Here is an 11,989-nt window from a genome sequence, read left to right on the forward strand (position 1 = left end):
CGGCGCCCTCACCAGCGCCACCGGCGACACCGTCCTGCAGCTCACCGACATCCACGGCGACGTCACCGTGGATCTCCGCCTGGACACCAGCCAGGCCCCGACCGCACTCGCCTTCGACGAGTACGGCAACCCGGAGGGCGACACCACCGCCACCCGTTACGGCTGGCTCGGCGGCAAGGAGCGGTCCAGCGAGACGGTCACCGGTGCCACCCTCATGGGAGTGCCCCGCTACGACCCCGCCACCGGGCGCTTCCTGTCCATCGATCCCGTGCCGGGCGGCTCGGCCAACGCCTACGAGTACTGCGGCGGCGATCCGATCAACCGCTACGACCTCGACGGCCGGTTCTGGGGATTCCACCTCGGCATCGGCGCGAAACTGGCCTGGCACTACGGAAGCCGCGCCTACGGCGGCTACCTCCGGTGGAGAAACCGGCAGCAGGCACGCATCGTCGGCCTCGGCATGGCGTACATCGGGCACAAGTACCTCGGCTACCGATGCCGCTACCGCTACGGCATGCGGGTCTGCACCGGCGGCCGTGGTCTCCACCTCCGGGGCGGGACCACTCTCGGCACCACCTACTTCACCTCGAACAACAGCTACGTCACTCCGGCCAGGATGCGCCATGAGAAACGCCACAAGCGGCAGTGGATGCGCTACGCATGGCACTTCGGCTACATGTACCTGAGGGCGGGAATCAACCCTTGCCACAATAAATGGGAGCGCCGCGCCAACTACCGGGACGGGAATTACCTCCAGTGCATCCACTGAACCAGCCCCGGAAACGGCCCGTGTGGCCCTTCGTCCTGGTGGGGTCGGTCGTCGGCCTGGCCGTCCTCGCGGCCGTCGGGACGTGGGTGTATGGCGTCTACAGCATGTCCGACCCGGTGCCCCCGGCGCTCGGCGCACGCGTCGAAGGAAAGACGATCGTCGTCAAGTTTCCCGTCTGCCCCACCGACGTGATCCGCCGCGTGGAGGTCACAGACTTCCACGACGACAAGACTGCGCACCCGCACGTGCTGTGGTGGGCCTCGAACCCCACGACGCCATCAGCCAAGAGCGGGGTCGTCAAGCTCTGGTCCGGCGACGGATTTAAGCGCCATGCCCCACAACCGGCCCCGTCCTCCCTACCCCGCGATCTCGTGGTGGGGTATTTGGACCCGTCGGGTGGAGGACTGGACGGCGTCTTCACGCTGCACACGGTAGCCGCAGCGAAGTTGAAGACCGGACAGTACTGGACCAGCGATGGCTCCAGAACCGCCGCACAGATTGACGCTCAACTCAACTGCCACGACGGCAATTAGGAACGAGGAGGAAGTCAAGCCCGATCGGGCAAGCGAACAGCGCTGACCCGCTCGGGCCAAGAGGGAGCCGTGCCATGCACGGCACCCTCTGTCGCGCTCAGCCGAGCTCTCACCCCAGGTGGTTCCATGGGGATGACCTCGCAGTGAGACGGATCTCTACCGCCGCTCCGTGAGACGGGCGCAGAAGTTGCAAATCGCAGAAGCGGAAGATGGCACGGGGCGAGAGAACACCTGCGCAAGTCAGAGACCTGCTCTCGGCGACGCTCCCGAGGATTTGGCCGCGGCCGTGAGACTGAGTGGCTGGCCACCGCATGAGACACCGCGAGAAGCCGCAGGTCACGGCATCGCCGTAGGACACGAGCAGCGAGAACCTACACCACGCAACCGCCCCCTCGCCGCACGGAACGGTCGCCGACCTGCACTGACCAGTCGCGGCCGGCTGAGGGCACGGTCACCGCAGTGCGTGAGCATCGGCTCGATCGGAGGCATGAGGGCCACACCCACACGTATGCGCCGCGCCGGCTCACCACGCGCGCTGTTGTAGCGGCCGGCTTGATCGGCACGCCGACGAATCCGCACGATCCGGGGGGTCTGGCTCGTCAGCAAAGAACGGATCGAGGAATGCATCCATAAAGGGATGTATAGGTGCAATTTAGGGTGGTACTCCGACAGGACACACCACAGAACGGAGAACCCCATGGTGATCAAGAAGATGCACGACATGGGCATCCGCAGTGAACACGCCTACATCGCCGGAGTGGCGTCCATCGGTCTCAGCTTCGCGTCCTGGCTGACCAGCCTCAAAGCCGAGCAGGCCGGCGTCGAGCGAGCCGACCGATGGGGGATCTTCGTCGGTGAATGGGCCCCGACGTTCATAGGGCTCGGCCTGGCACTCTCCCACTACGAACAGCAGGAGGGCACCCTCAGCGGGTCCCTGCACGCCGTGAAGCAAGCCAGCTGATTCCGGGCCACCGCCCGGTCCGCACCCGCTACGGGGAGGAGACAAGAAGCCTGGTCGCGGTCGGGAGGCAGGAGTGGATCTGGAAGAAGTTGCCGATGAGCTGTACGCCCTGGCACCGGCTGATTTCACGGCCGTCCGGGACGAGCGCGCCAAGGCCGCCCGCGCTGCCGGGGACCGGGAGCTGGCCGGACAGATCCGCCGGCTGCGCCGGCCCACCATGGCGGCGTGGGCGAGCAACCTGCTCGTGCGCGAGCAGCCGGAGGAGAGCCATCAGCTGCTGCGGCTCGGCGAGGCACTGCGGCGGGCCCACGAGGATCTCGACGGTGAGCAGCTGCGGGAGCTGTCGGCGCAGCAGCACCAGCTCACCTTCGCCCTGGCCCGCCAAGCCGGGCAGCTGGCGGCCCAGGCCGGGCAGCGCATCAGTGACGACGTCCGGCAGGAGGTCCAGGACACCCTCCACGCCGTGCTCGCCGACCCCGAGGCGGCCGGGCAGTGGGCCAAGGGCCACCTGACCAAGCCGCTGAGCGGCCCGGTCGGTTTCCCCGCCCTCACCCGGCAGCCCGCCCCAGCCGCAGCTTCGCGGCGCGCCGCGAAGCCCGCTGGTGCGGTCGGCGACCTGGAGGCCGTCCGCGCGCGGCGGCGCGAGGACGACATGCGCCTGAAGCGGGCTCGGCAGCAAGCCGCGGCCGCCGATCAGGAACTGCACGAACGCGAGGGCGAACTGGAGGCGGCCGAGGAGGAGCAGAAGCGGGCAGAAGAAGGGCAGCAGCACGCCGAAGAACGCGTCAAGAACCTGTCCGAGCAGCTACGGGACGCCGAACACGATCAGCAGGACGCCCGGGAGCGGGCCCGCGCGGCCCGCGACCGCGCCCGAGTCGCCGACCACGCGGTGCACGAGGCCCGGCGCCGCGCCAAGGAAGCCGCAGGTCAGGTCCACGAGCTTGCGGAACACCGCGCCCGAGTCTGATCGAAGAGCGGAATGGTCAGGGGGGCGATGGCCAGTGCGATCCGGGCGGTGTGCCGACCTTCGGGCTCGTCACCGTACCCCTACAGTACCGGCATCGCCTGCTCGTCATGCTCGGCAAGCAGTACCTCGTAGGCTCATCCATGCCGTCACGGCTGCCTCCTGAACGGTGAAGCACGCACAGCGTTCAGGGACTCGCCCTGTGAGACGTCAGGAAGGCTGCTCGTCGCGGACGTCGAGGTGACCGGCACGGCACTCGCGGACCACTTCGGCCAATGCCCGTACCGCGGCCCGCACCTGCTCCCGGTCCTGCCCCTGGTCGACGACTTCCAGCGTCTCGGCCGCCGCCAGACGCACGGAAAGCGGCAGGTCGTCGATGGCGGCACACCGGTACGCGACGGTGCGCCGGGACTCCCGCTCCACAGCACTGACCCCGCCGGCAGCCAGCGGGAAGGCGGCCGCCTCGTACAACATGATTCCCCACAGGACCGCGTCCGCTGAAGCCTCCGCGCGGCCGTCGCCCACGATCTGCTTCAGGAAGTCCTGCGTGTGCAGGCGGCACAGGGATATCGTGATCCTCGCTCCAAGGCACACCATGGTCATGCTCGCGAGCATCCCGGCGCCGGCGCCCAGCCAGCCGCCCAGCCGGAGCCCGGCATAGCCCCCGGCTGATCCCGCACACGCGATCAGCAGCGTCAACGCCGCGAACAGACGGGTGCGGAGCGGGACTCTCATGCCCACCAGTATGCCCGCCCAAGATGGGCAGGGCTCCATCAGTGCCGCAGAGTGGCAGGCTCGAGGCCTGGCCCGGCGGTGTAGATCCCTGCCGGTGCCGCGGGCCAAGGCACTTCGCGGGGGCACGATCGGATCCGGTAGAGCACACACTGGCGAAGCGGCCCCTCGGGCACGCTCGGATCCTCGAAGTCGTCGGCCGGATCCCGGGTCATGCCGATCCGGCGCATCACTGCCTATGAACGAAGGTTGTGGACGGTCGTCGACGCCACCACTTCCGGCAGCCCGAGGGCCTCGAAGCCGAAAGCCAGGGCGGCCAGGGCGGCCTCGGTGGCGTAACCGTGACCCCACGCCGAACGCATCAACCGCCAACCGATATCCACTCCCGCGAACGGCATGTCCCCGCCCACCTCGTCCAAGCCGGCACGGCCGATGAACTCACCAGTCTCCCGTGATTCGAGCGCCCACCACCCAAAACCTCGCTCGTCAAACTCAGCCTGCATGACTGCCACCGCGGCATCGCTTTGCTCCCGCGTCAGCAGTTCCCCCAGGTGTTCTCGGACTTCAGGATCGGCATTCATAGCCGCCCACGGTTCGAGGTCGGACTCCCGCCACCGGCGGAGCAGAAGACGATCGGTTCGCAGCTCAGGCATACCACCCAGCCAACCCGATCAAGACCAGGGTGTCGATCAGTTATGTCGAGCCCTACGGCGCTCGTCCATGCCGGACCCACTGCGCAGATCCTCACGGCCTACACCACCCTGCGGAACACCATCGGCCTGCGGCGAAACTTGCTGGCACCAGCCCTCGCCCTCTGGGGTGTAGGCAGGGCCCTGAAGGCTGTCCCGTAGCCCCTGGCTGGTGCAGACAGGGAGCCGCCGCCTGCGCTGGGCGCCACGGGCGTTGTCAGTGGGCGAGGGCACACTGCATGCATGAGCGCCTCCTCAGCCATCGCAGCCGATACCTCCCAAGCCTCCCCTGTCTGGGTGGCGTCGATGGGCGGCCCTTTGACAGTCGTCCCCGTTTCCGCCCTGGCTGCATGGCACGGCTGCACCGAGAGGGGGGTCATGGTGGGAGATGCCACCGCTCCAGACGACTACGACCGGGCCTGTGCGGTGGACGATCTGGCCGGTGTAATCACCGTTGGCGAGAACGGTCAGGCACTGGTGCTGGCGGACGAGCCGGCCACCAGCTGCTACCTGCCCGAGCGCAGAGCGTTCCTGCGGTGGCTTGCCGCCGACTCCGAGGCCGGGCTGAGGGCCGCGGCAGACGCTGTTCTCGCCGACCGGGCCACAGTGTGGGAGGAGTGCGGCACCTGGTTGTCGGACGGTCCGGCGGTGCTCATGGACTCCGCTGAAGCGGGATCCGAATTGGGCATTGAATATCCCGGCGGTGGTATGCCTGCCCAGGCATCGATCCCCTTGCCCGCCGGCCGCTGGAGGGTACGCGCCACCCACACCAAGGTGGACGGGGAGAACTGGGTCGGCCTGGTCCAACTCCTGCCCACCGATTCCTGAACGGTCGGGTGCGGTCAGGCCCGCCGCGCAATGTTGTTGCAGACGAGCAATGCCGAGCCCGGTCCCGCGGTAGCCACCGTCAGCGATGGTGGTGACGCGGTCGACCATGGCCTTTGCACCCCATGCTTCCCATGCGATCTGGTGATTGGTGAAGTAACGGTAGTTCGTGGTCTGTTGGGCAATGGTGCGGTCGCGGGTGGGCACCAAAGTGCCGTCCACGACCAGAACGGTGCCCCTGCGAAACCGCTGGCGCGCCTTGAGTGCGAGCAGCGGGCCGGTGCAGAGGACAATCCGAGCGGCTGCAGATTTCGACACCCCGAACAGCAGTCTAACTTTCGTCACGTGGGGTTTGTGTGCCAGTACGCGACCACCAGTCGCCCGGCCCTCCAGCGGCAGCGGCCACGGCCGCCCCGGACGGGATGAACCCGCCGCCTCCGGAAGCAGCACCGTGACCGACGCACGGAAGGACCGAGGGGACAGTCCCGTAAACGGAGCTGTCCAAGAGAGATCAGACGCCGTGATCGCACCAGCCACAACAAGATCGACTCACTCGTGACCAGCGGTTACGGGACAGCCTTTAGGCTGTGGCCATGCTCCTGGTTCACGACGGGGAAACCACCGCTGCCGCACCCCAGCCACGTACTGGCGGCGTCCCACTTGTCCCCGGCGGATTTCTCTGGCCGACGTGCCGGGAGTGCGGCGGGGCCATGCAGTTTCTCGCGCATCTGCCCCTGCAGGTCGGCATCGTTTCGGTGTTCTTCTGCCAGAACGATCCCGGCATGTGCGATGACTGGGATGCCACCGCGGGTGGCAATCGTGCCTTCCTGTTCAACATCAACGGCAACCTTGCCCAGGCCGCTGTTCCCGCCGAGCACGAGACGCTCCTTGGCGCGATTACCGCGCTGCGGCTCCACCCGGCTGACGTACCCACAGAGGAACGGGTGCTGGGACGGGTGGGCGGCGAGCCTGGTTGGCTCCAGGGTGACGAGACGCCCGACTGTCCTTCGTGCACGACCGCTATGGCGTTTACGGCCGAGCTACAAGAGGGCTATGACTTCGCCGCCTCGGCGAACTTCGGTGGTGGGGGCCGCGGCTATGTCTTCACCTGCCGACCCTGCGACGAGGCCGCGTTCCTCTGGCAACGCTGACCCCCGATGCCCTCTGGAAGTCGCGCCCGCAGCCAGAGCCGGATTGCTGCTGCGACAGGGACAGCGCCGTGGAATACGTAGGCCCTCTTGCCGTACCTCGTCGCGACGGCTCGGCAGTTCCCAAAGCCTGTTGATTGTCCGCTCCATTTCGTTCCTTGCGCTTGTAGATCGTCTTGTCCGGTGTTGATGCCTCAGATCTCCTGTCGGCGCCGGTCGTAGCGTGATGTGGGCGTGAGCTCGCTGGTCGACCATCACGGCGGCTGTTCTCCACCGCGCCGATGTCACAGGTCACGGCCGTCTTGCCGGACGTCGGCCGTCTTGTCGGACGTAGGCCGTCGTGTCGGACGTAGGCCGTCGTGTCGTCTTCACCGCGCGGCCTGACGAAGCCGGTCGTGCGGGATCCTGCGTCCAGTGCAACGCGCTCTGGCGGAGAGTGGGTTTCCCTGTCTCCGGCCTTTGACCCGCGTGGCTGGCATACGTGGTCAGGCTGTGCACGCTGAGCAGTGGCGTCCCGGCGGTGATCTCCTTGACCGCGCTGCGCCCGCAGGCTCCGGCCCGGCTCGGCCCCGCGGGCGCATGATGCGACGGCGGTGCCGAGCCGGCCGGTGCAGGGGCGCCTGCGGTGCACGGGCACCTGTCTCACATCCCTTGTGTCTGCCGCCCCTCGAGTTCCCGCCTGGCGGCAAGCGCCATCGCCATCACCTTGGTTCGGTAGGGGTTCGTGGTGTCCAGGGCCGACGCCACCGCCACCGCCTCGTCCAACAGCGCCAGCCGCTGCTCGGGCAGCTCCTGCACCAGCAGCGACGCGCTGGCCTCCACCAGGACGTACGCCAGCTTCGACCCGTACACCTCCGGCTGGACCTGCGTCAGCAGGCGGTAGATCCGCAACCCCTCGGTGCCGCGCACCACCCGCCGGTTGGCACTGAGCAGCTCGACCCTCGCCCGCATGACCATGTCCTGATCCATCGATCCCCCTCCATTCCCTCACCCCCGCCTGCGCCCGTCCCACGACGAGACAGCACGACGAACGCGTCGACACCGGGGAACGGATGCCGACACGGACGTCGGAGAGTGGATGACGACGAGTCTGCGGGCAGGCCACCACCTGGGACAAGCCTGAACGAACGTGTGCTCAGTCCTACCTCAAACCACGTCCGAGCAGGCATGATGGACCTGACACTCACTCAAACCCCTGCCGGAGACCGCGGACGGCGCCAGACCTGCCCGACTCGGTCGGTTCGGGAACTCCGGGGACGCGCTGTTGCCCGTGGTGGGGGGCAGGGTGACTGGTCATGACGACACCTGCGGCACTGCGGCGTCGTCGCGGTCAACGACCTCAGCTGCAGGGGTGAGAACCGCCTCGAGGTCATCGAAAGGGACACCGACGTGGACTGACCATCGGCCACGTTCACAGCGAGGCAACGGGGCGTGTGCACAGCCGTGTTCGCCGCCCCGACGGGAACGCAGCCGACGGGCCCCACCGTCCGGCGGGCGTCTCGGATCAGCGCACCAGGATCAGGCTCATGGCCTCCGCTCGCGTCGCCGCTCTGCGCAGCTGTCCGCGTACGGCTGATGTCGTCGTGCGTGCACCGGGCTTGCGGATGCCACGGGCCGACATGCACATGTGTTCCGCTTCCACGATCGCGCCGCGGGCGTCGAGTATGCGCATCAGGGCATCGGCGATCTGTCCGGTGAGCCGTTCCTGGACCTGGAAGCGGCGCGCGTACACCTCCACCAGGCGGGCCAGTTTGGACAGCCCGGTGACCCTGCCGTGCGCGGCGGGGATGTAGCCGACGTGGGCCGTGCCGCTGGAACGGCAGGAGATGGTGCTCGCAGAGGCTGACGATTTCTATGTCCTTGACCAGGACCATTTCGTCGTGGCTGAGTTCGAAGGTCGTGGTCAGGACGTCCTCGGGCTGCTGCCACTGGCCGCCGAGGAGTTCCCGGTAGGCCGGTGCCACCCGTGCCGGTGTCGCGCGCAGTCCTTCGCGGTCCGGGTCCTCGCCGACGGCGAGCAGCAGTTCGCGGACGGCGTTCTCGGCCCGTCGGGCGTCGAACTCGCCGGCGCGCGTGCCGATGGGTGGCGTTGCGAGGTCGGTCATGGGTGTTCTCGTCTCTCCGGTCGGGTCCGTGACGTGGGAAGGTCTGCCGCGTTGCACCGCGGACCTGCGGGGACGGATCACCTGGCGCCTGGGATCGCCCGCCAGGTGATCTGTCCCCGTGTGCACGGCGGTCGGGGGGTGCGGTCAGCTCTTGTCGCCGGCGAAGGGCCTGCGGGAGACGTGGCGCGGATCTTCGTCTGGGAGTGCCGCTCGACGGTGGGGTTGGCGGAGCCGCCGTTCGGCTCGCCCCACACCAGCTCGACCTCCTGGCCGTAGGTGAGTTCGTCCTCGTCGATCAAGCAGACAGAGATCCAGCCGCGGACGTTGGCGGTGTAGCTGCACAGCGTCGATATGCCGATGAGACGGCCGTCGCGCTCGATGCGGTCGAACTGCGAGGCCGCGTAGAAGGCAGCGGGCATCTCGATGTGCTTGAAACGCCGCTCGCCCTGCTCGTACTGGCTGGCGAAGACGCGTGCGACGTCGTCGCGGTGCCAGGACAGCCACGCCTTCCTGCGGTGCTTCCGGCCGCGCAGCGCCTCCAGGGCCTCACGGCCGATGAAGTCGTGGTCGAACTTGAGGATGTGGCCGTAGCCGAGGTCCCAGGGGGAGACGTAGTAGTCCTCGACCCGGTCGGAGACGAAGCTGCCGCCGAGGGAGAGGTTGGCTTCGAAGCTCCTGGCGTTCGCCCACTGCCGGTAGGGCTTCATCGCGTCTCCGCAGTAGACCGCTGGGACGGTGTTGGCGATCCAGCCGGACTCCGTGGCCACCGACGCGTAGGCGCGGCCGCCGACCTGGCGGACCCCGAAGGACTCGCCGGCTTCCAGGATGGTGTCGCGGACGTCGGCGATGTGTTCGTAGGGGCCGAAGAACTCCAGGCCGGGGAAGCCGGACATACGGTGGTTGAGAGCCGTGACCTCGTGCTTTCCGATGCGGAACCTCCCCATCGAGAAGAACGGGATGTCGGGCATGGGGCCGCCGTTGACCTGCTCGAAGATGGCCGCCGCGTGCGGGCCCTGGAGCTGGAGGCGGAAGAACTCGCGGCCGTCCGGGTTCTGCGCCGTGCGCTCGTCGCGGCGCAGGGTTACGTCGTACCCGCCGGTCTCGGCGTGGAACTGGACCCAGTTCAGGGCGGGTGGCCGTCCGACGAGCCGGACCAGGTTGTCGGCCAGGCAGAACAGGATGCAGTCGCCGACCATGTACCCGTCGTAGTTGACGGCGATGAACTGCTTGGCCTTCATCGGGCCGAAACCGGCGAAGGTGTTGGCGCCGACGTCCGACAGCAACCGGTAGCAGTCCGGACCTTCGACCGTCAGGTCGGTCATGTGGTGGGACAGGTCCATCAGGGCCGCCGAGGTGCGCCAAGGCTCCTGCTCGTCACGTCAGTTGGTGAACTCGGCCCGGATCGGGAAGGGACAGGCGCCGGAGCGGCCGCTGCGCAGGAGGGCCAGCGCGCTTCCGCTCGCCTGGATCTGGTCTTCGAGGTGTGCCATCGGGTTCTAGGGGACCCCTGGCCACCGACTCGTCGCGGCCCGGACCGCGTCGGCGCACGCGAAAGCCGCGGTATCCAGGTGGTCGGCTCCGGAAGTCCTTCGGGGGTTGACTCCGGAGCCGGTGCTGGGGACTTCGCTGTCAGCTGGTGATGAAGTCCGCCATCATCGCCATGTCTTCGTGTTCGAGGTTGTGGCAGTGCAGCAGGAACCGGCCGGCGTACTCGGTGAATTTGACGATTACCTCGGCGGATTGAGCGGGGTAGAGGTCGAGGGTGTCTTTCCAGCCCTGGTCGTAGGGGCCGGGCGCGCTGCCGTTCCGGGCAAGGACCTGGAAGTGGTCGAGGTGGACGTGGATGGGGTGGTGCAGGTCGGTGACGAAGCGCCAGATTTCGGTCTGACCGAGTCGAGGGTGAGCCAGTGGGTGGGCCGGGTCGTAGCGGCGGGAGTTTATGGTCCAGGCCTGGGAACCGGGCCGGTTCTGGAACAGGAAGTCCCGTATAACTGCGGCGGTGCGCCGGTCCGGCGTGGGAACGGCGGCCAGAGAGGCGGGAATCATCGCGTCGTCGCTGGTTCCCGTGGCCGAGCCGGAGACGTCGAATCGCATGACGTGCGTGGTGGCACCCGAGCCGAGGGCGTTGCGCAGGTGGATGCGCGTGCCGGGCGGGAAGCGGGCGAAGTCGATGACGACGTCGAACCGTTCGGCTGGGGCCAGCTCGATCGCGTCGTGGACGATCGGGGCTGAGAGCAGGCCCCCGTCGCTGCCGATCTGGACGAGTCCGGCTCCACCCGGAGGGGGCGGGTCCAGGACGAGCCGGTAGCGACGAGCGTTGGAGGCGTTGAGCAACCGCAGCCGGTACTTGCGCCGCTCGACGCTCATCACAGGCCACGGCGCGCCGTTGACCAGGATGACGTCGCCGAGGACGCCGTTCATGTAGGCGGTCTGAACGCCGGGTGCCGAGGTCAACGCGGGGTCGGCGGCGGGATAGTGGAGTCGGCCGGCGGCGTCGAAGGACCGGTCCGCGATCATGATCGGCACGTCGCGCTCCCCTTTGGGCAGTGGCAGCGCATCCTCCTCGGCGTCACGGACGAGATGGAAGCCGGCCAGGCCGTACCAGACGCCGGCGCCGGTGAACCCCATCCGGTGGTCGTGGTACCAGAGCGTGGCTGCGCGCTGGTTCATCGGGTAGGTGTAGTCGCGGCTGCCGGAGGTAGCGGCGCCCGTGAGGACGGGCATCTCCGGCATGGACGGCATCGGCGTGCCGGAACCCGGTGGCAGCGGTGAGCCGGTCGGCAGGATCAGGTCAGTGGGGTAGCCGTCGCTCTCATGCGGCGTGTGCCCGCCGTGCAGGTGGACGACGACAGGGTGTGGCAGGCGGTTGACGTGGCGCACCACGGTGCGGCGTCCGGAGCGCGAGGTGATCGTCGGGCCGGGGAAGGTCCCCTGGTAGGTCCAGGCGGGTGTGCGGACTCCGTCGAAGACGGCGATGTCGCCGATCCGCTGGGTGATCTCGTAATAGTCGGTGGTGGCGTCACTGCGGATCGGTGCCATTACCGGCGGGATCGGCAGTGGCATCTGATAGGGGGTCGGCAGTGGACGGCCGCTGCGCAGCAATGTGCCCGGCTCGCCCTGGCTAAGCCTCGATCCACCGGGCAACAGCCGGTCCAGGGCTTGGACATGAAGACGCGGATGCCCTCTGAGCTGGGACGATGGGACTTCCTAGGGTTCCATGTCCACAGAATCGGAGTGCATCCGCGAGATGCAATCTTCCCATG

Annotated in this window: 9 protein-coding genes and 5 pseudogenes; 6 read left to right on the forward strand and 8 right to left on the reverse strand. The window is 68.0% G+C overall.

Going from position 1 to position 11,989, the window contains the following annotated elements; translation table 11 throughout:
- Positions 1 to 67: 67 nt before the first annotated feature.
- The 4 genes from JF597_RS29075 (at position 68) to JF597_RS29090 (ending at position 3,230) form a co-directional block, all read left to right on the forward strand.
- Positions 68 to 769 carry an RHS repeat-associated core domain-containing protein gene (locus JF597_RS29075; protein ID WP_294002245.1) on the forward strand — a complete coding sequence of 234 codons (702 nt, stop codon included), beginning with the start codon at positions 68 to 70 and terminating at the stop codon, positions 767 to 769.
- 20 nt (positions 770 to 789) lie between these two features.
- Positions 790 to 1,302 (forward strand): hypothetical protein, encoded by a 513-nt coding sequence (locus tag JF597_RS29080; protein ID WP_294002247.1) that lies wholly within the window; start codon positions 790 to 792, stop codon positions 1,300 to 1,302.
- 697 nt (positions 1,303 to 1,999) lie between these two features.
- Positions 2,000 to 2,263 carry a hypothetical protein gene (locus JF597_RS29085; RefSeq protein ID WP_294002249.1) on the forward strand — a complete coding sequence of 88 codons (264 nt, stop codon included), beginning with the start codon at positions 2,000 to 2,002 and terminating at the stop codon, positions 2,261 to 2,263.
- 73 nt (positions 2,264 to 2,336) lie between these two features.
- Positions 2,337 to 3,230 (forward strand): hypothetical protein, encoded by an 894-nt coding sequence (locus JF597_RS29090; protein WP_294002250.1) that lies wholly within the window; start codon positions 2,337 to 2,339, stop codon positions 3,228 to 3,230.
- Between the two features lie 207 nt (positions 3,231 to 3,437).
- On the opposite strand, the gene JF597_RS29095 is transcribed toward JF597_RS29090, so the two are convergent.
- Together JF597_RS29095 and JF597_RS29100 are read right to left on the reverse strand one after the other, a co-directional pair.
- Positions 3,438 to 3,962, reverse strand: coding sequence for a hypothetical protein (locus JF597_RS29095; protein WP_294002252.1), 525 nt, complete (start codon positions 3,960 to 3,962; stop codon positions 3,438 to 3,440).
- 38 nt (positions 3,963 to 4,000) lie between these two features.
- Positions 4,001 to 4,612 (reverse strand): annotated as a pseudogene (locus tag JF597_RS29100) (GNAT family N-acetyltransferase).
- A 279-nt stretch (positions 4,613 to 4,891) separates the two neighbouring features.
- Between JF597_RS29100 and JF597_RS29105 the strand changes: the two are divergent.
- Entirely contained in the window at positions 4,892 to 5,476 is a 585-nt protein-coding gene (locus JF597_RS29105; protein WP_294002253.1) for an Imm21 family immunity protein, read from the forward strand.
- A gap of 48 nt (positions 5,477 to 5,524) precedes the next feature.
- On the opposite strand, the pseudogene JF597_RS29110 reads toward JF597_RS29105, so the two are convergent.
- A pseudogene (locus tag JF597_RS29110) lies at positions 5,525 to 6,010 on the reverse strand (transposase family protein); the annotation flags it as partial.
- 173 nt (positions 6,011 to 6,183) lie between these two features.
- On the opposite strand from JF597_RS29110, the gene JF597_RS29115 reads away from it, so the two are divergent.
- The gene (locus tag JF597_RS29115) at positions 6,184 to 6,624 is read left to right on the forward strand and encodes a hypothetical protein (protein ID WP_294002255.1); all 441 of its coding nucleotides are present in this window, start codon (positions 6,184 to 6,186) and stop codon (positions 6,622 to 6,624) included.
- Between the two features lie 26 nt (positions 6,625 to 6,650).
- On the opposite strand, the pseudogene JF597_RS29120 reads toward JF597_RS29115, so the two are convergent.
- The 5 genes and pseudogenes from JF597_RS29120 to JF597_RS29140 form a co-directional block, all read right to left on the reverse strand.
- A pseudogene (locus tag JF597_RS29120) lies at positions 6,651 to 6,780 on the reverse strand (IS5/IS1182 family transposase); the annotation flags it as partial.
- 483 nt (positions 6,781 to 7,263) lie between these two features.
- Positions 7,264 to 7,590, reverse strand: coding sequence for a hypothetical protein (locus JF597_RS29125; RefSeq protein WP_294002257.1), 327 nt, complete (start codon positions 7,588 to 7,590; stop codon positions 7,264 to 7,266).
- Between the two features lie 535 nt (positions 7,591 to 8,125).
- A pseudogene (gene folE / locus JF597_RS29130) lies at positions 8,126 to 8,726 on the reverse strand (GTP cyclohydrolase I FolE).
- Positions 8,727 to 8,803: 77 nt separating this feature from the next.
- Positions 8,804 to 10,090, reverse strand: a pseudogene (locus tag JF597_RS29135) (aminomethyl transferase family protein); the annotation flags it as partial.
- Positions 10,091 to 10,355: 265 nt separating this feature from the next.
- Complete coding sequence (locus JF597_RS29140) at positions 10,356 to 11,789, reverse strand: multicopper oxidase family protein (RefSeq protein WP_294002258.1); 1,434 nt, start codon at positions 11,787 to 11,789, stop codon at positions 10,356 to 10,358.
- Positions 11,790 to 11,989 lie beyond the last annotated feature (200 nt).

It is taken from the genome of Streptomyces sp., from assembly GCF_019510245.1.
In the GTDB taxonomy this organism is placed as follows: Bacteria; Actinomycetota; Actinomycetes; order Streptomycetales; family Streptomycetaceae; genus Streptomyces.